Source organism: Pseudoflavonifractor sp. An184, assembly GCF_002160305.1.
Lineage (GTDB): Bacteria > Bacillota > Clostridia > Oscillospirales > Oscillospiraceae > Lawsonibacter > Lawsonibacter pullicola.
Map to the genome: position 1 here is coordinate 117,759 of NZ_NFKI01000001.1, position 23,564 is coordinate 141,322.

36 protein-coding genes are annotated in these 23,564 nt (G+C 55.3%); 26 read left to right on the top strand and 10 right to left on the bottom strand.

Features of this window, described 5'->3' with window-relative positions:
- Positions 1-109: 109 nt before the first annotated feature.
- From B5F19_RS00625 to B5F19_RS00640, 4 genes are read right to left on the bottom strand one after another with little or no spacing between them, the layout of a single operon-like run.
- Positions 110-745 (bottom strand): hypothetical protein, encoded by a 636-nt coding sequence (locus tag B5F19_RS00625; protein WP_087286494.1) that lies wholly within the window; start codon positions 743-745, stop codon positions 110-112.
- Between the two features lie 32 nt (positions 746-777).
- Entirely contained in the window at positions 778-1,269 is a 492-nt protein-coding gene (locus tag B5F19_RS00630) for a hypothetical protein (protein ID WP_087286498.1), read from the bottom strand.
- Positions 1,256-1,513 carry a hypothetical protein gene (locus B5F19_RS00635; protein ID WP_087286500.1) on the bottom strand — a complete coding sequence of 86 codons (258 nt, stop codon included), beginning with the start codon at positions 1,511-1,513 and terminating at the stop codon, positions 1,256-1,258. The genes B5F19_RS00630 and B5F19_RS00635 overlap by 14 nt, the downstream gene beginning before the upstream one ends.
- Before the next feature lie 54 nt (positions 1,514-1,567).
- Positions 1,568-2,101, bottom strand: coding sequence for a hypothetical protein (locus tag B5F19_RS00640; RefSeq protein ID WP_087286503.1), 534 nt, complete (start codon positions 2,099-2,101; stop codon positions 1,568-1,570).
- A gap of 418 nt (positions 2,102-2,519) precedes the next feature.
- On the opposite strand from B5F19_RS00640, the gene B5F19_RS00645 reads away from it, so the two are divergent.
- Positions 2,520-3,644: a Fic family protein gene (locus B5F19_RS00645; protein WP_242972651.1), complete on the top strand. Its 1,125-nt coding sequence runs from the start codon at positions 2,520-2,522 to the stop codon at positions 3,642-3,644.
- Between the two features lie 133 nt (positions 3,645-3,777).
- Here B5F19_RS00645 and B5F19_RS00650 read toward each other — a convergent pair whose 3' ends face one another.
- The gene (locus tag B5F19_RS00650; protein WP_087286509.1) at positions 3,778-3,957 is read right to left on the bottom strand and encodes a hypothetical protein; all 180 of its coding nucleotides are present in this window, start codon (positions 3,955-3,957) and stop codon (positions 3,778-3,780) included.
- A 627-nt stretch (positions 3,958-4,584) separates the two neighbouring features.
- Here B5F19_RS00650 and B5F19_RS00655 point away from each other — a divergent pair.
- The 16 genes from B5F19_RS00655 (at position 4,585) to B5F19_RS00730 (ending at position 12,010) form a co-directional block, all read left to right on the top strand.
- Positions 4,585-4,998 carry a hypothetical protein gene (locus tag B5F19_RS00655; protein ID WP_087286511.1) on the top strand — a complete coding sequence of 138 codons (414 nt, stop codon included), beginning with the start codon at positions 4,585-4,587 and terminating at the stop codon, positions 4,996-4,998.
- Positions 4,995-5,402, top strand: coding sequence for a hypothetical protein (locus tag B5F19_RS00660; protein ID WP_087286514.1), 408 nt, complete (start codon positions 4,995-4,997; stop codon positions 5,400-5,402). The genes B5F19_RS00655 and B5F19_RS00660 overlap by 4 nt, the downstream gene beginning before the upstream one ends.
- Positions 5,392-5,874, top strand: a complete 483-nt coding sequence (locus tag B5F19_RS00665; RefSeq protein ID WP_087286517.1) for an NADAR family protein — start codon at positions 5,392-5,394, stop codon at positions 5,872-5,874. Before B5F19_RS00660 ends, B5F19_RS00665 begins: the two co-directional genes overlap by 11 nt.
- Positions 5,871-6,068 carry a hypothetical protein gene (locus B5F19_RS00670; RefSeq protein ID WP_087286520.1) on the top strand — a complete coding sequence of 66 codons (198 nt, stop codon included), beginning with the start codon at positions 5,871-5,873 and terminating at the stop codon, positions 6,066-6,068. Before B5F19_RS00665 ends, B5F19_RS00670 begins: the two co-directional genes overlap by 4 nt.
- A gap of 67 nt (positions 6,069-6,135) precedes the next feature.
- Positions 6,136-7,050 carry a hypothetical protein gene (locus B5F19_RS00675; protein ID WP_087286523.1) on the top strand — a complete coding sequence of 305 codons (915 nt, stop codon included), beginning with the start codon at positions 6,136-6,138 and terminating at the stop codon, positions 7,048-7,050.
- Entirely contained in the window at positions 7,047-7,616 is a 570-nt protein-coding gene (locus tag B5F19_RS00680) for a hypothetical protein (RefSeq protein WP_087286526.1), read from the top strand. The genes B5F19_RS00675 and B5F19_RS00680 overlap by 4 nt, the downstream gene beginning before the upstream one ends.
- Complete coding sequence (locus B5F19_RS00685; RefSeq protein WP_087286529.1) at positions 7,616-7,951, top strand: hypothetical protein; 336 nt, start codon at positions 7,616-7,618, stop codon at positions 7,949-7,951. Before B5F19_RS00680 ends, B5F19_RS00685 begins: the two co-directional genes overlap by 1 nt.
- Positions 7,948-8,304 (top strand): hypothetical protein, encoded by a 357-nt coding sequence (locus B5F19_RS00690; protein WP_087286532.1) that lies wholly within the window; start codon positions 7,948-7,950, stop codon positions 8,302-8,304. Before B5F19_RS00685 ends, B5F19_RS00690 begins: the two co-directional genes overlap by 4 nt.
- Before the next feature lie 376 nt (positions 8,305-8,680).
- Positions 8,681-9,040, top strand: a complete 360-nt coding sequence (locus tag B5F19_RS16970; protein WP_140394125.1) for a hypothetical protein — start codon at positions 8,681-8,683, stop codon at positions 9,038-9,040.
- Positions 9,037-9,468: a hypothetical protein gene (locus tag B5F19_RS00700; protein ID WP_087286538.1), complete on the top strand. Its 432-nt coding sequence runs from the start codon at positions 9,037-9,039 to the stop codon at positions 9,466-9,468. Before B5F19_RS16970 ends, B5F19_RS00700 begins: the two co-directional genes overlap by 4 nt.
- Positions 9,469-9,599: 131 nt before the next feature.
- On the top strand, positions 9,600-9,905 hold the full coding sequence (locus B5F19_RS00705) for a type II toxin-antitoxin system RelB/DinJ family antitoxin (protein WP_087286541.1): 306 nt from the start codon (positions 9,600-9,602) through the stop codon (positions 9,903-9,905).
- Positions 9,902-10,225, top strand: a complete 324-nt coding sequence (locus B5F19_RS00710; RefSeq protein WP_087286544.1) for a type II toxin-antitoxin system RelE/ParE family toxin — start codon at positions 9,902-9,904, stop codon at positions 10,223-10,225. Before B5F19_RS00705 ends, B5F19_RS00710 begins: the two co-directional genes overlap by 4 nt.
- A 298-nt stretch (positions 10,226-10,523) precedes the next feature.
- Entirely contained in the window at positions 10,524-10,979 is a 456-nt protein-coding gene (locus tag B5F19_RS00715) for a hypothetical protein (RefSeq protein ID WP_087286547.1), read from the top strand.
- The gene (locus B5F19_RS00720; protein ID WP_087286550.1) at positions 10,976-11,374 is read left to right on the top strand and encodes a DUF4262 domain-containing protein; all 399 of its coding nucleotides are present in this window, start codon (positions 10,976-10,978) and stop codon (positions 11,372-11,374) included. Before B5F19_RS00715 ends, B5F19_RS00720 begins: the two co-directional genes overlap by 4 nt.
- Positions 11,375-11,440: 66 nt before the next feature.
- Complete coding sequence (locus B5F19_RS00725; RefSeq protein ID WP_140394126.1) at positions 11,441-11,689, top strand: hypothetical protein; 249 nt, start codon at positions 11,441-11,443, stop codon at positions 11,687-11,689.
- A 12-nt stretch (positions 11,690-11,701) separates the two neighbouring features.
- The gene (locus B5F19_RS00730) at positions 11,702-12,010 is read left to right on the top strand and encodes a hypothetical protein (protein ID WP_087286556.1); all 309 of its coding nucleotides are present in this window, start codon (positions 11,702-11,704) and stop codon (positions 12,008-12,010) included.
- A gap of 67 nt (positions 12,011-12,077) precedes the next feature.
- Here B5F19_RS00730 and B5F19_RS00735 read toward each other — a convergent pair whose 3' ends face one another.
- The 5 genes from B5F19_RS00735 to B5F19_RS00755 all read right to left on the bottom strand — a co-directional run bounded on the left by B5F19_RS00735 (position 12,078) and on the right by B5F19_RS00755 (position 15,896).
- Positions 12,078-13,229: a DUF4317 domain-containing protein gene (locus B5F19_RS00735; protein WP_087286559.1), complete on the bottom strand. Its 1,152-nt coding sequence runs from the start codon at positions 13,227-13,229 to the stop codon at positions 12,078-12,080.
- A gap of 144 nt (positions 13,230-13,373) precedes the next feature.
- Complete coding sequence (locus B5F19_RS00740; RefSeq protein WP_087286562.1) at positions 13,374-13,754, bottom strand: hypothetical protein; 381 nt, start codon at positions 13,752-13,754, stop codon at positions 13,374-13,376.
- A 105-nt stretch (positions 13,755-13,859) separates the two neighbouring features.
- Entirely contained in the window at positions 13,860-14,456 is a 597-nt protein-coding gene (locus tag B5F19_RS16975; RefSeq protein ID WP_140394127.1) for a hypothetical protein, read from the bottom strand.
- Positions 14,457-14,520: 64 nt separating this feature from the next.
- Positions 14,521-15,321: a hypothetical protein gene (locus tag B5F19_RS00750; protein WP_087286568.1), complete on the bottom strand. Its 801-nt coding sequence runs from the start codon at positions 15,319-15,321 to the stop codon at positions 14,521-14,523.
- Positions 15,322-15,359: 38 nt separating this feature from the next.
- On the bottom strand, positions 15,360-15,896 hold the full coding sequence (locus B5F19_RS00755) for a hypothetical protein (RefSeq protein ID WP_040647021.1): 537 nt from the start codon (positions 15,894-15,896) through the stop codon (positions 15,360-15,362).
- A 575-nt stretch (positions 15,897-16,471) separates the two neighbouring features.
- Between B5F19_RS00755 and B5F19_RS16980 the strand changes: the two genes are divergently transcribed.
- The 9 genes from B5F19_RS16980 to B5F19_RS00800 all read left to right on the top strand — a co-directional run bounded on the left by B5F19_RS16980 (position 16,472) and on the right by B5F19_RS00800 (position 23,540).
- The gene (locus B5F19_RS16980) at positions 16,472-16,699 is read left to right on the top strand and encodes a hypothetical protein (protein WP_140394128.1); all 228 of its coding nucleotides are present in this window, start codon (positions 16,472-16,474) and stop codon (positions 16,697-16,699) included.
- Positions 16,700-16,713: 14 nt separating this feature from the next.
- Positions 16,714-18,684, top strand: coding sequence for an NAD-dependent DNA ligase LigA (gene ligA / locus B5F19_RS00765; protein WP_087286574.1), 1,971 nt, complete (start codon positions 16,714-16,716; stop codon positions 18,682-18,684).
- Between the two features lie 85 nt (positions 18,685-18,769).
- Positions 18,770-19,573 (top strand): YkgJ family cysteine cluster protein, encoded by an 804-nt coding sequence (locus tag B5F19_RS00770; RefSeq protein ID WP_087286577.1) that lies wholly within the window; start codon positions 18,770-18,772, stop codon positions 19,571-19,573.
- 5 nt (positions 19,574-19,578) lie between these two features.
- The gene (locus B5F19_RS00775; RefSeq protein WP_140394129.1) at positions 19,579-20,388 is read left to right on the top strand and encodes a hypothetical protein; all 810 of its coding nucleotides are present in this window, start codon (positions 19,579-19,581) and stop codon (positions 20,386-20,388) included.
- Between the two features lie 79 nt (positions 20,389-20,467).
- The gene (locus tag B5F19_RS00780; RefSeq protein WP_087286582.1) at positions 20,468-20,845 is read left to right on the top strand and encodes a zinc ribbon domain-containing protein; all 378 of its coding nucleotides are present in this window, start codon (positions 20,468-20,470) and stop codon (positions 20,843-20,845) included.
- Positions 20,846-20,901: 56 nt separating this feature from the next.
- Complete coding sequence (locus B5F19_RS00785) at positions 20,902-21,459, top strand: hypothetical protein (RefSeq protein ID WP_087286584.1); 558 nt, start codon at positions 20,902-20,904, stop codon at positions 21,457-21,459.
- Between the two features lie 14 nt (positions 21,460-21,473).
- Positions 21,474-21,923 (top strand): hypothetical protein, encoded by a 450-nt coding sequence (locus B5F19_RS00790; RefSeq protein WP_087286587.1) that lies wholly within the window; start codon positions 21,474-21,476, stop codon positions 21,921-21,923.
- A gap of 9 nt (positions 21,924-21,932) precedes the next feature.
- Positions 21,933-22,760, top strand: a complete 828-nt coding sequence (locus B5F19_RS00795) for an XF1762 family protein (protein WP_087286590.1) — start codon at positions 21,933-21,935, stop codon at positions 22,758-22,760.
- 231 nt (positions 22,761-22,991) lie between these two features.
- Positions 22,992-23,540 carry a single-stranded DNA-binding protein gene (locus B5F19_RS00800; protein WP_162612485.1) on the top strand — a complete coding sequence of 183 codons (549 nt, stop codon included), beginning with the start codon at positions 22,992-22,994 and terminating at the stop codon, positions 23,538-23,540.
- Positions 23,541-23,564 lie beyond the last annotated feature (24 nt).

Here is a 23,564-nt window from a genome sequence, read left to right on the forward strand (position 1 = left end):
GGATTCACCGCCAGAATAACGAAGTATATGCAGTTCCTGAGCGTCCTGCACCTGAACAGAGAAAAGCGGGGGTCCTCCCAAGTTTGGGAAGGCGCCCGCTGCCTGATTGTCAGGCGTGTTCGGTTTTGATGGTCACAGTGTAGCGGATTCCTGCGTACTGCAGTTCCCAGGGGCCGTCAAAGCTGTCGCCCGGCTCCGTGCAGCACAGCTGGCTGCCATCCTCATCGAACAGGACTGCTTCTGTCCAGGACGGTTCATCCTGGCACCCGCAGCACTTTATATCCATCTGCTTCCCGTCAGGGAACTGGACGGTGTAGGAGATGGTATGATCCTCGCTCTGGTACGCATCCTCAGATGCGGCGTGCAGGTAGCCGTTGATCTGCTCCATCGCATCGCGGGGGATCTCCAGCTCAGCGGTGCAGCCCAGGCTTTTGACATGAACGGCAGCTTGACGCTGCGCAGCGGTGTATTCTTCCCAGATCCGCCGCAGATCTGTCTTGGCTTCTGCGATGTGCTCCAGCACCTGCTGGTCCATCCGCACGCCGTTGTCGTGGAAGTCCACGATGATGTCGCCGTGCCGGGACAACAGGACATTGGCCACCACGCGGCCCTCCTCGTCATCGTTGCCCGTCTCCCATGCGTCAATGGAAACCGCGGCAAGCAGGGGATCGCCGGCCCGATGGTTGAGTCCGTTTTCGACCGCCTCACCCCAGATGTAATCGTGTCTGATTTCTGCAAACTGCATTTATGATTCCTCCTCTAATGGCTACTCTGTGTTCAGTATGTGTGGCGGATGACAAATTCCGTGCAGCCGTCCTCCTCGGTGATAGAGGGGCCCCGGTCAAAGACTTTGGAAAAGCGGCAGATGCCGTCCCGGTTATAGGCGCAGTCCTTGGACTCGCATTCAAGGCAGTCATCCTGGATGGGTTTGACTTCCTGGACAGCATGTTCCTCCTTACCGCCAGTGCCGGGGAGTTTCTCAAAGTAATAGGGAGTCCCAGCCTGAAAGGGGTAAAACGTAAAGCTATCATCGCTCCAGCTCCTGATGGCGAAACCTCCCTTTTTCTTACTGAGTACCACCCGTTTGGACTTGGAAAACAGAAGGGAGATATGGCTGGCGCTGTACCGGCTGTTGAACTCGACCAGCTGCATGATGTAGGATTTGTCGGTTTCCTTCACATCCACGACGATGTGATAGGCATTCAGGAAGTCGTCTTTGTTCTCGGCCAGATAGCGGCCGCACAGCCGCTTGGGTTCACTGTCCATCATGACTGCAAGCCATCCTTTCCTTGTATTCGCAATCCAGAAATTCTTCAAAGCAGGGCCAGATCTCGGAGCCGAACCCATAGCCAAACTCCCAGTCGGCAAAGATGTCGGGCAGAGACATGTCTGGTGACTCCTCCCGGAGCTTTTCCAGTTCTGCCACAAGGTGCTGGAGCGTGTACCCGTGCGCGAGCATCCACTCCAATTTGAACCGCTCATACACAGCGGCCGGCGAATTATCATTTTTCATATGGAACCTCCTCAATCAGATGTCCGATGGTTTGGCGTGCTTGTCCTGACGGCGTCATGCGCTCAGTTCTTCGCGCCTGAGGCACCCGTAAGTCCAGGGACCCGTATAGAGCCCTACGCTGGGCAGATGGTTCAGCAGGCACCGCGCGATTCCTGTCAAGTACCGCTGGTAGCACCTGGCCTGGAGGGCCGCGTAGGACCGGCCCTGCGGCGGCTCTTTTTGGATCAGCTCCACAGCAAGCGACCAGTTGTTGTCCTCCAGACAGAGGTAAAAGAGAGGACTCTCCAGGATGGCCTTCTGGCTCCGGGAGTTCCACAGGTCCGGACAGGTCTTGCTGAAATTGGGGAACATCCGCAGGAAGTCGCTGGTGAAGGAGTCCAGGACCTCCTGCTGTACAAACTGCGTGGCCAGGTCATCGAAGATCCAGTCGCCGCCCGTCAGCTCCCCGTAGTCCAGATCGCGCAGGAACCTGGCCTCGGCGGAGCCGTCCGGGTCGCAGTCCTTATGGCGGAATACATGGATGTCATCGTAGTCGATGAAATAGAGGCCCTCATATTTTCCGAACACGCAGCAGTTGCTGATACCCAAGTCAATCACTCCTTTTCGTTTGAGATATCTATGTGATCGGCACGCTCCGGAGCGCACCGCAGAACAGGGGGCCCCGGCCGTGGCCAGGATCTATATAAAAAAGCACCTGCAGAGATTTCCTCAGATGCTTTGTGGCGCGCTCATCATGTTTTTTGCCCAGAAACAGAAAAAAGCGCCCAAAGGCCAACACGGCCTTCAGACGCTGTGAAACACGGCTTACTTTGATTGCCTCAGGCAATTTCTGATACTGAACATATTTATTATACCGCAGAGAGTGTGGAATGGCAATACGGGGATGATTTTATCCTTGCAGATTGGGGCATCATTTGTTATACTGATACTAATTGATACTACAAAATATCGGAGGCGATATGGGATGGATGCCGGGCTGTTTACAAAGATGCTTTCGGATAAGAGCGTGACGGACTTGAAGAAACTGAAATACAAATACCCGCAGGCAGATCTCGCAGAGTTTGTCAGCCTACTGAAAGGCAGCTTTTATCATGCGCTGCCCCTAAAGGATTTCGACGGCGGGCAGATGGTCTATCTGGAGAGTGTCGCGCAGGTGCGGCTCTCTGCGGCCCGGGTGCTGCTTACACCGCAGGACAGCAGCCAGCCCTATGGCATCAAGGCGATGGAGGAGGAGATCGTCTCGACGCTTTCTATTGAGCAGATCGACACGTCCCGTGACAGCGTCCGGAAGATACTCTCCGGTTATGCACCTGCGAATGAGTCAGAAAAACGGATTTACGCCATGAAGAAGGGCCTGGAATTTATCGTGGATCCGGCCCATCAAATCAGTGAAGAGAACCTTCACCAGCTGTACGAGATGACCATTGGGGTCCTTCTCCCGGAGGAAGACCGCCTGCTGCCGGGCAATCTCTACCGGAACGACAGCGTCTATGTGGTGGGAGACAAGGTGGAGCACACGGGCCTGAGTTGGAAGAAACTCCCGGAGTACATGGGCGCTCTGATTGAATTTGCCAATATGGACGGCGATATGAATGACCTGCTGAAGGCTGCGCTGCTCCACTTCGATCTGGCCTACCTGCATCCCTACTTTGATGGGAACGGAAGAATGGCGCGGCTGCTGCACCTGTGGTATCTGGTGCAGCGCGGATATTCCTCCGCTCTGTTTGTTCCGCTGTCCGGATTCATCGAGCGGAGCCGGAAGGGATACTATGACGCATACACGCTCATCGAACAGAATGCCCGGATCAGCGGCGTCCTGGATGTGACGCCCTTCCTGGTGTATTTCATCGAAAATGTCTACCACAAACTGAGCAATGCGCTCCCGGCGGCCTCGACAACGGAGCATTTTCAGGCGGCTCTGGCCTCGGGCAGTGTGACGGAGAAGGAAAAGGACTTGTGGCAGTTCGTACTGTCCGCCTATGGCGGAGGGGAGTTCTCTACAAAGCAGCTGGAGCGGGATTTCGGCAGCGCCGCCTATGCTACCATCCGCAGTTTTGTCCTGAAATTCGAGGGAATGGGCCTCCTGCACAGGACAAAGTATGGAAACCGGGTCAAATACAGCGTCAAGTGAGACTCCGAGGTTGCTGTGTATGGGTTCCTAAACCGATAGAAATTACTTTTCTTGGATCGCTGTGCTGCCAGTTCCACCACAGGAAAGACGGACAGTATGGCCGGGATTGCGATATCTTCTATACCGAGTGCTTTCAGCCATCTTTGGAGCTATCCTGCGGACCGGGTTGTTTTTGAAGCGAGTCAAGTTCCGCCACTACGTCCTGGCTGGTGAGGATCACTGGCTCATACCCAGAAATCGTCATATGTTTGAAACCGTCCAACAAGGCTTCCCGTTTTCCGGCGCCGGTACTGTGTCCCAGATCAGTCTTCACAATTATTCCTCGTTTCTATCAGTGTATGGGCTGCCACGTCGCAGATGGCTGCGTGGAAGATAGCCAGAGCCGGACTGCGCACCGTTTGTGCCCTGTCAGTCCATATGATAGCATGGTTATAAGAATTCGGCAATTAGGGCGACATCTGTTTTGCAGACAGTTTGACGATTGCTGTTGAGCAGTTCATAACGCACCCACGAGAGGGAATAGGGGGCTTGCGTAGAAGTAGTCCTGAGGGTGTCCTTAGCAGTAACGTCTTTTGGCGCTGCGCCCCTGTCCGGCCAGCCCCTGGCTGCATGAACTGCTTGCAATTCCCAATCCAATCAGATATAATACGAGCATACAGTATCAGCAGTTTGCCTGAGGCAAATACAGTTTCTGTGTTTCAAAGTTCCCAGAGGTCGTGCCGGCCTTTGGGAACTTTTATGCTTTCATCAGATTTTCTATCATAATTCCATCTGAAACAGCATGTTACAAGGCACATGAGCATTCAAGCTCATGTGCCTTTTTATATAGATACCCCAGGCGGCGAGGCCGCAAAAATAAGAAAAGGAGCTGATGAACGATCCCCCAAGCAACGTGTAATGTGCAGAAATAAGATTTTTTGAAAGAAAGAGGTGTCTTACTGTGAATACGAATACCTATGTGGATAGACCTAATGACAAGGGCACTGCTCTGGATAGAGAGCGCCAGTTGGCAACATTGTTGGAGGACGATGATGTGCTCTGCGCCCATGTATATGATGACAGTGGTTACTCAGAGTTTTTATTCCATGGGAGTCCGGAGAACATTGCTAACTTCATCGGCGCGCGGCCCATGGTTCACCAGATTGTACTAACTGACCGGCAGGAGCGCCCAGTATTATGGACGATTGGTTATTTTATTGACCGCTGTCCGGACAAGGTGTTGTTGGAAAAGGTCAAGAAGGAGTTGATTCCCATCCAGATGTGCGAAGCGGAGGCTCAGCCGATCTACAGCCCGAGTATGGGGGAGGTTGTTGCCTATTTAATGCGGCCGACAACAGGAGGGGAAGATAAATGATCCCGAAAATCACACAAGACGCGCCTAATATTGTACAGCGATATTGGTGCTCAACCTGCGGCCGGTCCCTGCCGGCCCCCGACCAGCATGACGACCAATGGCGCTTCTGCCCGAGGTGCGGGGAGCTCATCGAATACGAGAAGGCAGAACCGATCCAATGGCGGGAGCAAAACTGCGAAAAGTGTGGCCGCCCCTTGATCCAACTGGTGCAGGACCGCAGGCCTTTCTTCCGGGCGAATAATGAGTATGTAGGCGCTTCGCTCTGCAGAGACTGCCTGGAGGAACACTGTGTGCAGACCAACTGCCTGCAGTGCGACCTTGGAAATTGGCCAGGCTGCCGCTACGCCGACATCAAGCGGCAGGGGCTGCAGAAGGCAAAAGAAGGCGGTGAGGATGGTGTCTGATCAGCACAGGGAGGTCATAGACCGTTTCACTGGCCCTTACGCCTTTCTGAGCAATTTCCACCCTTGCCGCGTGACCTTCTATGGCATGACCTTTCCTTCCGTGGAGGCGGCTTTTCAAGCAGCAAAGTGTGCGGACCACCGGGATCGGGCGCAGTTTCTGGCCATGACGCCTGAGCAGGCAAAGCGCCGCGGGCGCCAGATCCGGATGCGGGATGACTGGGATGCGCGGAAACGGACCATCATGCACAACCTGCTCGTCCACAAATTCAGCGAAAACCCTGACTTGATCCCCAAACTTCTTGCCACCGGCGGCGCGGTCTTGGTGGAGGGCAACACCTGGCACGATAACTATTGGGGCTGCTGCACCTGTTCCCGCTGTGGGGGCAGACGCGGCCGGAACAATCTGGGACGTATGCTCATGGAGCTGCGCGCAGATTACATGGCGAGCTATAAGGAGGATGGTAGAACATGAATTATTGCCTCACCATGGAGCAGACCCGCCGCATTGCGGTGTGGTTTGACGCGGACAGCGATGAGGAGGCTGAGAAGAAGGCACGGGAGATCTATCACAATACTCCGTCAAAGGACTTTGAGGCGGGGGATGACGAGAGAGACTGCGCGCTTTCTAACCGGGATACGAACACGATGGTGTTTGACTGGAGCTGAATTATGCCAGAAAGAACAGTCAGAATTCATGTGGCCTTATGAAAAAATAGTATGGAGGAACAAAGAGATGCCGACACTGGAACAGCTCGATACGCCATATGAGCGACGGCGTGTGATCGAATATGGTGTGGATGGGAATAAAGTGGTCCGCCACTGGCATGATGCGCAGCATATTGCCGGCCCGCTTTATAAAAGTAAAGAGGAAAAAAATAAGTACGGGGAGCAGGAGATGGATCTTTACCTTTTCTTCGAAGGGGGAAAAGACGGACTCCTGTACCAGTACAACATGAGGCACCCGGAGCAGTACACGCCTGAAAAAATGATGGAGGAAATCGAGCGGGTTGGCTATGACACGCTGGAGCATTTCTTGACCACCTTTGATCAGAGTGTGGTAGAAGGAAAATTCATTGGTGCTGCGGTCATTGAGTTTGTCCGACAGATTGATACAGAGCGAGGAAACCGATATGCTCAGCACCGGCTGGACTATATCGCCCGACAAGAGGAGAAACACCGCCGTTTGGCAGCGGAACGCGCTGAGAAGGCGGCTCAAAAAGAGGCGCAGCGGAAAGCTGCAGAACAGGCGGCGAGGGCAAAATACCTGGGCTGGGCGGATCAGATGACCGCAATGCAGTTTGGAAAGGTATCCTCCGTACTGGATGTTCTGATCCGGGCAGACGGAAAAGTGATGACTAAGCGTGAATTCGTGATTTCGCGGATGAAAGATGGATGGACTCCGACCAAAAAAGAGGGCGTTGTCAGCTACTATGGGAGCCGTTGGGATGTCAAGGAGAGTAAGCCGCGGACGGAGTACCGTCTTGCAAAAGAAAATCTCACATACAGGATCAGCAAAACGGAGTTCAATTTCGCTTCGTATTTGGCAGCACATCCTGAGAAACTCAGCCAAGCACGGAAGCAGCTGGCAATTTGCACAGATGCCGGAGGAGAGCAGCAAGCATTCAGAGAGGAGGCTCAGAAAGCATGAAACGTGGAATTACCGTGGAACGAAAGTATGACCACAACGATATCCCCTGCATTGTAATAAAAAAGAAGCGCGGAAAACTGGCTTTGGATGAAATCCAGGATATCCTCCGCTTTGAAGACTACCAGCAGTGGAATGGCCAGTATGTCCTGTTCCTCAACTGTTCGGAGGCCACGCTGGGGGGCAATGGCTGTTGGGACCTGTTGGATGAACCGCCCGGTGATACGGTGATGCTCTATGAGGTCGCGGGCAACGAGGAATGTCCCGTTTGTAGATCCAATTTGCCACCGTTCTCGTATTGCCCCTCCTGCGGCATGCCATGGTCTGATTCGGGCAAAAGTGTTGAAACCCTGTTGTCCTCCATGCGTCAGGAGGCTGCGCGCAATATCAGAGATCCCAAAGCATCTGGCGCCTCGCGCCTGGCATGGTACTGGTCGCATATCGGCGCCATCGACCTGGCCCGGCAGATGGGCGTCATCACAGAGGATCGCCGGCAGGCGCTCTATGAGGAGATGCAGCCCCTCAAGCCCGCCGATACTGATGGGACTATGAATGGGGGTGCGGTCTGATGAACAAATCCAACACGATCCTCCAGATCACCAGTGAAGTGCTGGACCGATACCGCAATTCGATCAGCCGCAAGGCATTTATCCAGGCGATGGAGCGCGTGATCGAGCTGGTGCTTGGCCCCGGGGAGCACCTTCCGCAGGCAGCGTGCCCCGGCCTGCAGTTGATCCGAAGTCCGGAGATGGACAGCGAGTGCCTGGCGCAGCTGCTCAGCGGGGCGTGCCCGTCGTTTCAGCAGGCAAAAGCGGACTTTGACTGCCGGGAGTTTGACTGCCAGACCTGCTGGCAGTCCTGGCTGGAGTCCGGAAAGCCGCCTGTAAAGGAGGACAACCAGTGAAGCCGTTCAAAAGCACCACCATGCTCCGCCCGCTGACCGACGCAGAGCTGCAGCTGGAGGACCCCCAGTGGGAAGATGATGATACCGTCACTTTCTATATCCCTTGCTGGTTCAACGTGGATCTGTTTTTTCCCGGCCTTCATGTGGTTACGGATGAAAACGATGACTACATCAACCTCTACTGCGCCTACAACACCAAGACGCATGGCGTCCGCCTGTTCTTCACCTATGCCAACAACAGTGGGGCAGAGGAGGGAGAACAGGATTTTGAGGTCGAGGTAGCGATGGATCCGGCCACAGCGGCTCTCCTGCAGGACAAGGTTTCTGCCTGGCTGAAGCCGGAGCAGAGATAAAAAACCGTTTGGAGCATGGGCAGGGAGCTATCCCGCCCATGCTCCACTGGTGTAAAGCAACCTATTGATCAGGAGAGGAGGGCTGAAATTGCCTGAAACAAACAGAGTGCCGCGGCTGGAAGCGCCGGCGCCAAGACCCAGGAAATATGCGTTCTTCAGGTTCCAGACGGGGAAACGGCTGGCCAGCGCTTATGGTTGCTGTTCCGGCCAGGTTGACCGCCGGACCGGCGAAATCCTAGCAACCATCACCTATGGACTGTTCCAATACCGGGAGACGTTCAAGCTGAACCTGTCTGACCCGGTTCACTCTTTCCCCTATACGATAGAGGATGAAATCATTCGCGCGGCGAGAAAAGCCATGCGGTTAGGAGGCCCCATGACACGGAGGAGAGTTGTTTTTGTCCGGAAGGACGGGCGCAGGTACATCACAGAGGAGTTCAACGGGGATAAAGCCGAATACGCAGCCCGGGGAGATTGCCTGGACGGCTGCGATTTGGACTGGCCGGAGATCCGTGCGCTCTTTGTGGCGGCGGATACCTATTTGAAGTTCATCAAGGCCAATCTGACAGCACAGGCGGCGTACCACTCCTTCCTTGGAGAAGGGGGTAATGCCGGCGTGGTTCGCAACCTCCGGAAAGGGCGAAAACTGCCGCCTGCCGACAGCGTGCTGTTTATCTATGAGCAGCCCACAGCGGACGGAGCCAGATTCTTGGAACAGGAGATGACTGAGGGATGAGTACAGAGTATATTCGAGCGGTCAGCATCCGGCGGGGCCAGGTTTACTTGACCTCGAAGAGCAGCAACGATGATGTACCTTATCACGCCTGGCACTGTGAGAGCCTTTCCAAAGTCTATGAGGAGGAAGGACAGCCGGGACTGGATCGGGAGATCCTGCGGATGCTCTGCGAATATGCGGTCCTGAAGGGGCGTCACCCGAGCCTTGAGCGATACCGCCATGCGCTGGAGGCGCCTGAGAAAGAGAAAATCTTCCAAGAGACAGCCCAGGCGCTCCAGGCGGCGTATGATCTGCTCCAGGGCGAGGATCAGGCACACCCGCTCACAGCGCAGTCCGAGGCGGCCCGTGCCTACCGGCTGACGGCACGGAAGTTGCAGGATCGGCAATACACAGCGCTGGCCAGGCTGTGCAGTGAATGCTCGGGGTAGGATCCACAGCCAAACAGGGGTGAATACCACAGGCCACAACAGGATGTAGCAACATTGTTGCTACATCCTGTTGACTTATTTACTCTGCTTGGCTATACTAAAAGCAGAAGAATACATGGGAGGGATCGGACATGGAAAACATTGTATCGGCGCCCAAGACGGATATGTTCCGTTTCCGTATCAATCCGGAGATAAAAAAACAGGTAGAGGATGTCTATGCGAAAAATGGCCTGACGCTCACACAGGCTCTGAATATCTTCATCCAGCAGTCCATCAACGCCGGAGGGTTCCCTTTCCAGGTAAACGAGGAGAATGCGGAGCTAATCAAAGCGAGGGCGATGGAACGGTTGATGAAGGAACTGGAAGCTGGCGAGAACTCTGGGGAACTCATTGATGAAGCGGAAGCATACCGCCTGCTTGGAGTGACTGAACTGTGAAACTGCAGTATAGGCCGGCTGCTATTTCAGACATCGGCAAGCCTTCAGATTATATAGCTGATGTGCTCAAAAACCGTAGTGCGGCGAATAGACTCAAATCGAAAATTCTTGCAGGTGTGTCCCTTTTGGGGGATAATCCATATATGGGGACTCCACTATCCAGTAGGTACGACGGCGTTCCGGAGGATATTCGGTTCCTTGTTATCAGTAAGCAGTTGGTCTTCTACAAGGTTACTGAAACTGGAATTGAGGTGATCCGGGTCTTGGATGGCCGGACGGACTATCTGGTGCATCTGTTTGGCGCTGAAGAGCCGGAATAAAGCATCCATATAGGGGTGACGGCAAGGAGATGCTTGCAATCCACTGACCAATCCGCTATAATACAACCATACAGTATCCGTTGTTTGCCGCCGGCAGACACAGTAACCGTGTTTCACAGCTCCCAGAGGTCAAATGGCCTTTGGGAGTTTTTTTCATTTTATCACAGCCTAAGCAGGCTCACAATTTGATATTCCGCGCCGAAAAGGCACCAAGCGCATGGATCGCAGCGGATCCATGCGCTTGTTTTTATATACAGACAAAGGCAGCAGAGCGCAAAAGAATAGGAGGTGCATTACAATGCGAAAAGATCTAAACGCGGGCGGTTCTCTGCGGGCCGTCATGCAGCAGTATCATCTGGCGCTGGAACAGGCGATCTGCCAGCTGGCGCAGGCCGTTGGGAACCATCCCCCGGAGCGGGCGGAGATCGCCCTTTTTTTTCAGGAACTCATTGACGGTGGCTGGGACGCCTATGAGGAGGCCACGGCCCACGAAAGTGAGGAACTGAGAAAAGAGGATCGGGAGATCCTTCAGCTGCAGGAGCAGATCCGCCAGATGCTGGACAGAGAGGGCCAGAGACAATTTGACCGGTATGAAGACTGGCTGAACTGCCGGATGACCTCGGAATTGGACCAGGCTTACCTGGTCGGGTATCAGACGGCCATCCGGCTGCTGCTGATGGGGATTCTGCCGGCTGACACACTGCTGGCGCGCAATGCCCGGCATGAGCCGGAGGAAGAGGAGGAAAAAACGTGAAACCTGATTGGATCATTCACTATATCCTTGCCGACCGGCCCAGCAGCCATACCCACGGCCTGGATCGGCATGGCAGCCTGGAACTGGAACTGAACCTGCCTGTACCCCAGGAAAAGGCGCAGATGATTCTCAATCTGCTCGGCCTGGAGATTACAGAAAAGGGCAAGTGCTATCGGTCTGGCGACAGGGAGGACGACATATTCACACTCCCGGTCTATTTCTTCGAGACAACGCCGGCGGTGCCGGACTCTTGCTTTTCCCGGGTGATGCGTGTTCTGGTCTGTGACCCGGACGGGAAATACCCCTGGGAACCCGGCTGCGAGTCCGGCTATGCGGAGCAACTCAGTGAGGGCGAAAAGCGTGAAATGGCGCAGATTATCTGCCAGAGGAACTAACGCCTCGCAGGACTCATGCGGCAAGGCGTGAAAAGAAAACATATCAGAAGGGAGATCATAAAGTATATGCACTTTACGGTTTTGACGGCAGTTACACTGCCGGAGAATTGTGGACAAGCCATCAATCTTCCTGCAACAGTACGGATCAACGAGCTCGTTGCGGCCCTGCGTCGTGCCAGATTTGGGGATAATGCGGCAAAAGACGCCTTGGACAGCGAACTCGTGGAGACACAGGTGCGCTTCGAGCAAATGGTGGAAGACCTGGTTGATAATCGGTTGCTTCCCTATTGTGAGAACATCGAAGATAGAGCCTAAGGAGATACACAGATGCACTTTATGGAAGTAAATGTGGAAGAGATTGATAGTTTTCGCTTTACACTGCCTGTCCACTTTATCGGCTTGGACGGCGAAGAGATGCTCCAATTCACCATTGAGTTTGGCGAGTCCATGAAGGAGAAGGGAAACCTGGTCTTTAACGTGTGGTGCGGGTACCCGGGTGCCAGGATCAGAGTTTTTTTGATGACAGCGACTGTCAAGACGAACGGTGCCCCCGTTGACGCAATCATGAACTACCTCCAGAAGTCGGACGAGTTTTCGGAAATGTCACGGGAGTTCATTGCACATTTTTCCAAATAAATTGAGGGAGCCTGCCGCACCATGGTGCGGCAGGCTCCCTTTTTAACTGGTTGGCGAGAAGAAAGGCTTACGCTCGGCGGTCAGCGGCGGCAATTCCAACTGCCATGCCGTTGACCTCTACGCCCTCATCGGCAGGGATCAGGAGATACTTCCGCCCGTCGATGATCCGCGTCTCAACAATATAACTGCGTTTCGGGTCGATAGCGACAGAGGCGTCAGAGGTCTTTACCTCAAAGTGTTTGCTGTCGATGATGTTCTCCGGATTCAGAACAGCGCCGTCGCCGAACTGCGCACCGCATTGTGCCTCAAAGGCAGCGACCTGGGTGTCCGCGACCCCGCAGTCCTTCAGTATGGTGGCAACCTCCTGGACGGAAACTGTCAGCGGTTCCGGGTCTTTGCTCTCCTTATGCTGCTCGATTTTGTCGAGGAGCCGCTCATGCACTGCCTGCACGACTTCCATATTGAAGGAGTCATCCAGCGCGCCGCTGAGCGCTGCCTGGAAGCCCTCCCGCTGCTCCGCTGCGGAGAGGGGCGGTTCCGTATGGAAAACGGCGGCGATGAACTCGTGATGTACCTGGTCCGGCGTCCTGGTATAGAGGAGCGCATTATAGATGTTTGCGGTCCGGTCATCGAAAGCGGGGAAGAGGAAGCCCAGCTCCGGCTGTGAGACGATCTGGCTGGCCATGCAGCTGTGGAACTCATTGTCCCCGGAGAAAAAGCCAAGCTCCGGTTTCCCGTCCTTGACCGGGCAGATGCTGCAAAGGATGTAGCGGAACACCTCATCGGAGGCGTCTGGCTGAAGCTCGTCGTCTTTGCTCCGGTGCGGCACATCATAGACATCGCAGGCCAGTAGGATCAGGTAGTTGCAGTCCTCCATCTCCAGGGAGTCAATGACGGTCTGATAGAATCTGTTCCGGGCTTCCGCATCCCTTAACTCAGAATCCCGCAGGGCGGTCAGCAGGCGATGCTCGTCGCTGTCCATTACCTGCGCTGTGGAAAACACGATGTCGATCAGGTTGCGGCCCAGTCCGCCGGAGAGTCCTTTCTTCAGAAGGCTCAGATACTTCTCTGACTCGTCCTGGGGCATGGTGCCCAGAGATTCGTCCAGGTACGAGATGATCTCCCTGCTGCTGTTTACATAGCACCCGTAGATACGGCTGATGGCGTTTTTATCGGGACGAAGACGGCGGCGAAGCTCGCCCAGCTCTTTCACTGTCATGCTGATACTCCTCTTGAAGTCGTTGGATTTAACCGCGCGTACGAAGGCGGCGTGTCCTATTTTAGCCGATATGGCGTCAAAAAGCAATGACAGCTCTGGCCATGTTTTGAACCGCACGTTTTCCCTTGCAAGCGGCCATCTTGTTCAAGCTTCTTCCTCTTTTTTATAAAACGGGCACAGCTCCGGATTTTTACTGCAGGTGTTATCCCAATGCAATCCCGGGAAAAGGAAGGGGACGTTTCGACACTGGACTGAGCCGCAACCGCCATCCAACCAGAAGCCCTCAAATGCCGGACATTCGCTCCGATAGTACGACTTTCCGGGACGCTCAAAGCACGCCCATTTGTCAGATGGGTCAATCACCGTGTCTACCCAGGCGCCTGTAAGTCCCCTGCGATGAAAATATTCTCTCGCCTCCGCAAAGCCGGGGAGGTCCCAAAGACCAGCATGCACAGGCGGCGCGACATCCGGCATCGCAATCTTTCGCTGGCGCAGCTGCTCTAAGGCGTCATCTTTCTTCGACATTTTTTGTTCCTCCCAAATAGTAGATAATAATGTCATCCGCAGACGGTTTCCGCATGGATGAATGGCGGGGCAGTCCTTACAAGGGCTGCCCCACCAAAAGAAACGTCAATCTTGCTCGTCCTGATTAGGTTTGTGGAACCGGGTGCATTTGCAGTGACCATAAGGGTCGCTGATCCTGAGCCAGTAGCTGCTCACCTGAACGATACGCCCGCAGTTCCGGCAAAGGCATTTCCAGCGCACCTCTTTGCTTTTGATCTTCGGGTTGTAGACCCGGCCGAGTACAAGGAGATATCCAAATTCTTGCCCCGTCAGATCGTGTTTGAGCGGTGCGCTGCGGCAGCCGCATGATTTTGTTTTCCCACTTCTGAGGCTGCTGGAGAAAACAGAAACAGTGTTGCCGCAGATGCACCGGCAAATCCACTTTGCCTTGCCGCCGGTGACCGATTCGTCCCGACGCAGCACCGTCAGATGCCCAAAAACCTTGCCTGTGAGGTCCACCAGATTATTCGATGGTTGGTGCCTGAGACAGCCGCAGGACCGTGTCCCGTTCGGTAGCAGGAGCCTGGTGGAAGAAACTACAGTCTGATTTCCACACTCACATTGGCAAAGCCACATGGGCCGTCCACGCTTTCTATCTTCCACCCGCCTGAGGACGGTCAGCTTCCCGAACTTCTGCCCGGTAAGATCCTTCAGTTGTCCCATGGTATATCTTCCCCCCGGACAGACTCGAAGGCTTCAGGTGTGATGTATTTATTCGCCTGTTTGCTCATACCTCATAGACCTTCTCCTCTGTTCTGACATAGCTGTCGTAGTAGACGGTGTCTTCCTCCGTGGAGCAATAGACGCCGATATGAAGCTGGTGTCCAGGTGCCTTCTCAGGGTTGTGTTCCACAAAACAGACGCGCTCCGAACTGCCGTCTTTCTGGAGCAGGTCGATGTTGATGCAGGGAAAATCATCATTTGGAAATACACTGACTTCGAGTGTGGAGCCATCCGGCGTGACCAGTCTGACCACCGGGCCGTTCAATTCCACCGATTTGAAGTCAACCTGAGTGAAGCACGTGGGGGCGCAGAGATAAAACTGACCGTCCAGCTTAACCACATCCCCAACCGACATGCTGCGGCTGGTCTTGGGGTTCGGACGGTCATCACGGTTATATAGGGCGAAGAAGTTTTCCAGAATGCTGGCTCTGCGGGCAATGGGATCTTGTGGCAGAGGCCCACGGAACTCCAGGTTCCCATGAAAGACCGGCATATAGTACTGGGAGGGAACCGGGCCGGCGTAGGGGCGGTTGTGGTCGTGCATTTTCAGCAGCAGCCCACGCTCGCTTAATACAGCAAAGGGCGCTTGGTACAGCGTGACGGAGATCTTCGTCACATCCTCATCCATGACTTGCGCAGCTCCGGTAGGCATGGACCGCTGCTCTTCCAGACAGCTGCGGCAGATATCGCCGCCAACGTAGTCGCTGGACATCTGGTAGTGTCCGGAGCCCTTCGGATGCTCCCAGACCAGCTCGGCGCCGCAGCGCCGGCAGTAGGTAGAGTTGGGATCTCTGGTTTGTGACATGGTAGTTCATAACCTCCTATTCGTTGTGGCACAGGGCCTTAATCATCCTCGGAATCCGGCTGATACACGTTTTGCCTGGCTTTGTCGGCATCCCAGTAAGGCAGGTACCGCGCTCCTCCAAGATCCAGATAGAAACAGTAATGCTTGAGTCCATCATCCATTTCCACAATCTCGCCGGAATTTACAGCAACGCCCAAAAGCTGCGCGGCGGTGCTGTCTTCCAGACCGGAGAAGAAAGCCATTGGCGACAGCTCAACCACACCCTCCTGCCGGACGGCGCAGCGGAACTCGCTCGGGACCTCGTCCTCATGGAACATGTTGTGCATACAACGCGATCTTATGTTCTTAAAGGTATAGATCCGAAACTCGCAGGGCCATTTCTTCTTCGGGCACCAGTCGGGTGGATAAACTTTGCATTCCTTCTTTTTGAACACACGTGGCTTTTTCCCGGCAGTACAGTAGGTCTGGCCAAACTGCAGATTGACACCGCGTTCCCGCCTGGGTACTGGATCCAGGTAGGTTAACCGATTCGGGCAGCTCGTGCAGCGGTAGGGATCCAATCCTCGTTCAGACATAATTCGACACCTCCTGCTTTTGCCGATCTCGTTTCGGCGTTGATTTTGACATTTAGCTGTGAAACTCCTTTCTGATATTAGGCTTTGGACTTCGTGCCGTGTATGTGAACGGACTTCGGCCCGGAACACAGGGTTATGCCTCCGGAACGGAGGCGCATCTATATAAAAAAGCGAGCAGGAACGGTTAATCCCTGCTCGCTTTGTTGCCGAAATCGGCTCGGAAAACAAAAAATGCCATCGCCCCGGAGGGGTGATGGCACATTGGAAACACGGTCTACTTTGCCGAAAGGCTCAGATACTGTTATCCAAAGTATATCCTATTCACTGAGAAAATGCAATCCCCGGGGAGTAAATCCTTGCCCGGCAGGATAAGGCTTGCATTTTACTCGGCGGTCGGGTATAATAGCGCCATAAAGTATCCGTTGATTGCGCAAGCGATCATCAGTTGCCGTGTTTCAAAGCGCCTGAAGGCAGATCAGCCTTTGGGCGCTTTTTTATATATAATACGGGCCTTCGGGCCACAGGATGGGACGCTGAAAGGCGTCCCTTTTTTCGTTTCCGAGGAGGTGAGTGATTTGGAAACCGAAAGACCGAACGAGCACGTTCCGGCGTGCCAGAAACTGGCCATCCACATCGTGGTGGAAGACGGCCGCGTTCAGGCTGTGTATGCAAACTGCCCTTTGGCGCAGGTTGATGTGGAGGTCCTGGATCTGGACGATGCCAAGGTATCGGACGATGCAGAATTGGAGTCCGTACGCCGGAGCATTGCTGAAGCGGCGGGCCGATGCACGAGGATCTATTGACTGGAGGCATAGGAATGCAGAACTTAGAGCGAATGAGGGAACTCATTCAAACGATTAACGAGGCAGACGAGGCCTACTACAAGTACGATGCCCCGATCATGGCGGATCTGGACTATGACCGGCTGTATGACGAGCTGGCAGCCCTGGAGCGGGAAACCGGAACCATCCTGTCCTCGTCGCCTACCCAGCGGGTATCCGGCGAGGTGCTGGAGAGCCTTACCGCCGTGCGCCACACCCGGCCGATGCTGTCCGCTGATAAGTGCAAAAGCGTTGCGGATATCCACAAATACCTGGGCGGCCATGAGGCAGTCCTGAGCTGGAAGCTGGACGGCCTCACCCTTGTGCTGCGCTATGAGAACGGGAAACTGGCACAGGCGATTACCCGGGGCGTTGGCCTGCAGGGCGAGGATGTCACCCACACGGTGCGCATTATGAAAAATGTCCCGCTTGTCATTCCCTGTAAGGAGCCGCTTGAGGTCCGGGGGGAAGGCGTCATCAGCTGGAAGGAGTTTCACGCCCTCAACGGGACTCTGGACGAGCCGTATGCACATCCGCGGAACCTCGCCGCAGGCAGCGTCCGAAAGCTGAACGCGGAGGAGGTCCGGGAGCGCGGGCTTTCCTTCATGGCCTTTGACCTGATCAGCGACAACCTGGGCGGCAGCACCAAGTGGGAAACCCTGCGCTTCCTGGCACAAATGGGGTTCACTACAGTGGGTTATTCCATCCTGGCCGCCGGCGCCTCGGAGGAGGCTGTCCGTCAGGCGATGGACTTCTATCAGCCCAAGGAGTATGCCTACCCGACGGACGGGCTGATCTTCGAGTTCAACGACCTGGCCTATGGCCGCTCCCTTGGCGCCACCGGGCACCATGAAAACCGGATGACTGCTTTCAAGTGGCCGGATACCAGGTACGAAACCAAGTTCCGCCGCCTGGAGGTCGCCACGACCCGCACGGGGATGATCAGCCTGACCGCCGTTTTTGATGATGTGGTCATCGACGGCACCACGGTCAATCACGCCTACCTCCACAACCTGGACAACTTCACACGTCTGGCTCTGGGACCGGGGGACACCATCAGCGTGTATAAGGCAAACATGATTATTCCTCAAATTGCCGAAAACAAGACGAAAAGCGGAGGGTGTCCCTTGCCCGATGTCTGTCCCTGCTGCGGCAGCACGCTTGTGGTTCGCCAGAGCAGCGGCGGGACCCGCCAGCTGTACTGTGACAATGAGGCGTGCCCCGCCCGGCTGGTGCGGAAGTTTGTCCATTTCTGCAGCAAAACCCGTATGGAGATCAAGGGGCTGGATGAGCAGACGCTGACAACCTTTGTGCAGCATGGCTGGGTCAAAAACTACGGTGACCTGTATGAGCTGGAGCGGCACAAGGAGGAGATCCTCAAAACGCCGGGCTTCGGCGAGAAATCGTTTGCCCGGCTCCAGAAGGCGGTGGACGAGCGGCGCACCTGCACGCTCAATCAGTTCATTGCCGCTCTGGGTATCCCGGAGGTGGGACGCCACGCCGGCCGGATCTTGAACCGGAAGTTTAGCGGCTCCTGGGATGCTTTCGAGCGGGCCATCCTGGATCAGTTTGACTTCACGCAGTTGGAGGATTTCGGCCAGGTGATGAATGACAACATCTATTGCTGGTACAGCGACGAGGAGGAGGCCAAGCTCTGGCGGCCTGCCCTCAACCATATCACATTTCTGAAGGAGGAAACTACTATGCCTGAAGCGCAGAACAACCCCTTTGCCGGTAAGACCGTTGTAGCGACCGGCAAGCTGGAAAACTACACCCGCGACGGGATCCAGATGAAGCTGCTGAGCCTGGGGGCCCGGCCCGCCAGCTCTGTCAGCAAAAAGACGGACTATCTGATCGTTGGTGAAAACGCCGGCAGCAAACTGACCAAGGCGCAGACCCTGGGCGTCACGACGCTCACGGAGCAGCAGTTCCTGCAGATGTTGGCTGACGCCGGGATCGAGGCATAACCCATCTGGGACCGAAAGGAACACAACAACGCGGGGGCATCCGGTAGTCGGATGCCCTCATATTCTTTGAAAGGAAGTCATCAATATGGATATCAGAGAACGAATTGCAAATGCCAAGTCGCCGGAGGAGATGGAAAAGTATCTGCTGGACCTGGATTCCGAGTTCCGATTCAAGTGCCGCCGCTGCGGAAAGTGCTGCAAGAACCAGGATACGATTCTTTTCAATACACGTGACATTTACAATATCGCCAAGAAGATCGGCAAGACCCCCAAACAGGTCATCGAGGAGTGCGCGGAGGTTTATATCGGCGACTCCTCGCGGATTCCCGTGGTACATATGGTGCCGGTTGGCCCCCAGAGACGTTGCCCGTTGCTGCTGCCAGACGGCCGATGCAGCGTTCACGACTGCAAGCCCACCGTGTGCGCCCTGTATCCCCTGGGCCGTGTGGCCCTTTTCCAAGATGTTAAGGACAAAGATGCCGAAATCACCAGGGAGAATATCCGGGTGAAGTACATCATCAATGATTACAACTGCGGGTCGGCCAAAAAGCGCAATACTGTGCGCAGCTGGCTGGCACAGTTCCAGATCCCGGAGGAGGACGAGTTCTTCATCCGGTGGAATGTGGTCACGGTCAATCTGAGCGCAATGGTCAGAAAATTGGAGGAGAACAACTGCTCTGAACACACGCTTCAGATGCTTTGGAACGCCATTCTCTTCGCCCTCTATGTGGACTACGATACAAAGGAGGACTTCATGCCGCAGTTTGAAAAGGCTGAGGAGTACCTTCTGAACCTGTGCCGAAAGTTCCGGGATATGACTATGGACCAACGGCCCGATACGGACGGTGCCGAAACCGCTGCCAATGACCTGGAGCCGGTGAATGTGTGATTGGGATGGAAAACGACAACAAGCCGGTATCGCAGGACAACTGGGGTCAGATCATCCGTAAGGATGCCAAGGGGTGCTTTGTGGAGGTCAGAAACGACACCTTCCATCTTGACAAAGTACACCTGCAGTTTGTGTCCTATGACACCACAAAGCCAAAAGGCAGCCGTTATGTGAACAACATCAGCATATACATTGATGTGCCGGAGTTCCTGGCCCTGGCCCAGGAGGCCGCCTCCGGCACGCTCCACATGCGGATGCAGCAGTATAAGAATGCCGGCAATAAGGATCCCCTGTATGAGCATCTGGGCGGCACCGCAGCCAAGTATCTGACGAAATATGGACGTCCCCGTCCGGATGGAAAGAGCCTTTCCCGGGTCGTGCGGCTGACCGTTGCGGCAAAGTCGGATTATTTCCTCACCGCCGACAGCGGGCCAGGAGAGGAGAATAAGACCGGGCTCATTGTCCCGCGGTTCGGGACAAAGCCTGAACAGCATGTTTCTGTGATCCTCAGTTGGCGGCAGCTCAATGAACTGCTGCTGACGACGGTCGAGCACTACCGAGCCTGGCTCGCCGCAAAGTACGCTTCAGAATGGACTACGATCCATGCCCAGCGTGCCAGCGGCAGGGACAGGGTGCGTGGGGGACAGGGGAGAGCGCCGCATTCCGCGGCGCCGGCCCCGGCACCGAAACCTCTGGCTCCCGCTGCACCTGCACAGAAAGCGCCTGCTCAGCAGGCTGGATTTGCAAGTGCCTTTGGCAGTGTTTATGGCAGTGGAAATGGCAAGTCCGGCGCGGGTGACAGGAAGATGTTTTGATGGTATAATCCTATTATCTACTCCTGTCTCTAAGGATGAACAGCGATTGAGCTGGAAATTCAGACAAGGAGTGGAACCTATGAAGTATTGTCCCTATTGCGGCGCTTCCCTTGTGGGAGGTGCCGCCTCTTTTTGCGCGGAGTGCGGCAAAAAGATCCCCGCCCAGACAGAGGCGCCCCAATCGAAACCGAAGCCTAAGGGTAAGACGAGTGTGAGGGAGCGCCCGGCGCCCAAGCAAAAGCGCCGAAGCCCCACAACCGGCCCGGCGCATCCGGCGAAACGGAAAAGGAATCCCATGGATATCAATTACGATGGCTATTATGACGATGTAAAGCCAGTGGATGCAGGGGAACAGGAGGAGGGAGTGGATCCTGAAATGATTAAGAAGGTCGCCATTCTCCTGGCTGGCGTTTTTGCTGTGATTCTGGCCTCCGTGGCGCTCATGATGCTGTTGTAATCGGGCCGCCCCGTCCGTGTAATAGAGCAAAAGATGATAAGGATGGGGTGAATTGCATGATGTACTTATCGAAAGGTCTGTCCGTCCCGGAAAAGGACGGCACCGTCAGGGTTTCCCACTGCGGCAGGATCTTCGCCCTTGGACCGGAGATGGCTGCTTTGTGGGAATCTGCCAGACTGGCGCCACAGCCGGTCCCGCCGCAGAAGGCCCGGTTCGTTGAGCGCCTGGAGCAGTCCGGCCTTGCCGTCACCACACAGGAGGAGGGCGGCCTGGCGCTCTACCGCCTGCTTTCCGGGAGCATTATCTGTCCGCAGGCCGAGTCGGAGGGGCAGTTTTCAGAAGCGGGTGGCGACGGCCGTATCTGGAGGTGGATCCAACACGCCGGCCTGCGCCTCACAGCCAGCGAGCTGATCCGACTGGAGGAGCAGGGGACAGATCCGACGCCGAATTTGCTCGGGGAAGAGGGGCGGCAGCTACTGACGGAAAAGCTCTACTCAGCTCGGACGATCCGGGAAGGCGCTTTGGAGCAGGAGATGGAGCACTCTCCGGCGCGGGATGGTCTGGTTGCTGTGCTCCTCCGCCTCTTGCATGCGGGCTGTCTGTTTTTGGTATAGGAGGGGATAGAACAATGAAACAGGACTGGAAATCGCTGCCCCCCGCGCTTCAGCACCAGTTGATCATACAGATGGGACTGGCGGTGTGCTGCCTCGTATTGGCGATTGGCGCTTTGGCTTTCATCTCTTTCTCGGTATCCGTCCCGTTCCTTTTGGGCGCCGCGCTGCTGACCATCTGTGCCGCGCGCCTGTACCGCACCGGGATGCGGGGACAGTATCTCATTCTTCGCGGGGTTATCCTGAAGGTAGAGAGGACTGTCCTCCGCCAACGGCCAAAATCCATACTGTTGGAGGCAAACGGGAAGGCGCTGCTGGTCATGCTCCGCAACAGGCATGCCGCCGTCCGGGAGGGCGACACGGTGACGCTGTATATTGCGGATACCGCTCCACTCTATGAATGGCAGGGGATCCACCGACTGCATGCCTACCTGGCGATGGTGCCGGGCAGACGGGACGGGGTCTAATGAGGAGAAATGGTTTACCATCTTTTTAATTACTGCATCCAGGGCATTTGGTATCGGGACAGCTTTTCCCTTTCTGATGATGATTTTGAGCGCATAAGGAATGCCTTGGAAGGGAAAGTGCCAGCAAATGTGAAAATCTATCACTATGGAGTGCCTGGGCGGAAACGCTATGACTTGACCAATCCTATCATACTCAACAGGCCGGTGCTTTCTCTTGATCCCTTTGCTATAGCGCAAGCGCGCATCCAACAGCCGGCATCCATATATGATAAGCAGCGCCGTGAGGTGTTCCCGGCCATCCGCAGGCTTGGGCGGTATGTAATCTATCAAGGAGCCAATGACTGGCCAAAGCTTTCCTATTTGGATGGGAACCGCTTGAGCATGATGGTCCCGATGGAAGTTGCTCCTGTGTCCTTAAAAGAGGCGCTGGATTTTGTCAGGCGTAATCACCGCCACTGTGCGGAGCCTCAGGGACACAAATTTTCTGTTGGGCTGACGGCTGACGGCGCCTTGATCGGTGTGGTCATTGCCAGTACACCGAAAGCCAGAGCATTGAATGACGGGCGCACTTTAGAACTCAACAGGATATGCTGTGATCCGGTCTATCGGAATGCAGTCAGCATGGTAAGCGGCGCGGCGATCCGCGCGGCCAGGGCTATGGGGTACCGGCGGATCGTGACCTACACGCTGCCACAGGAGTCCGGGAGCAGTATGCTTGCGGTTGGCTTCCGGCAGGACGGGATGACAGAGCCCCGGCCAAATGGCTGGAATTGCAGAAGCCGCCCTCGCAAGGTGTCGGAAAAATATCCGGGTGGTGAGAAGATCCGCTGGATTTAGAATTTGGAATAGGGGACGATGGTTAAATATTGACCTTTGCATTTCTCCATGCTATAATCAAGTCAATAGTAACCGTGTTTTCTGACTGAAAACAAAGTTCCCGTGTACCACAGTGTCAAATGGCGCTATCGCGCCGTTTGGCACTTTTTTTGTTTTCCGCCCGCGCCAATGCGGGTTGAAATAAAATCATTTGTATGCAGGGTGAGGCCTGCGGAAAGGAGCAAAAAAGCCATGATGAAGATCTTTATCTCAGATGCCGTTGTGTCCAGAGGGTACGACGGCGCGCCGGCGATCCGCCTTTTCAACAGCGAGAACGGCGGCGAGTTCGCAGTTTTCCAGGTCGGCATTCGCAAATACGACAGCCGGGCGGAGAACAACCACCGCTGGGTCAACCTGAAGGTCAAGGCCTTCGGCGACCTCTGCGAGCGCATCAAGAAAATGTCGCTCAAGGAGGGTTCGTTCATTTCCCTGTGCGGCGACTACGACGAGGAGCGCTGGACGGACAAGGATACCGGCGAGGGCCGATCTGCGCCGGTCATTGTGCTTGATGACATCAAATTCTCCCACACCGGCGGGCAGAAGAAGGAACAGAACGGCAACGGCCAGGATACGGGAGGCCAGGGCCAGCAGGGCTACTCCCAGGCGCCCGGAGCTTCCCAGGCCGCACCTGCGGCTCCGGCGCAGTCCAGCCAGACCATGCAGGCAACCACGGAAATGCCCCAGAACTTCACGGGGTATGAGAGCTTCAGCGGGGGACAGAACCCCTTCTTCCCAGGCTGAGGAACTGGAAACAACAATGACCAC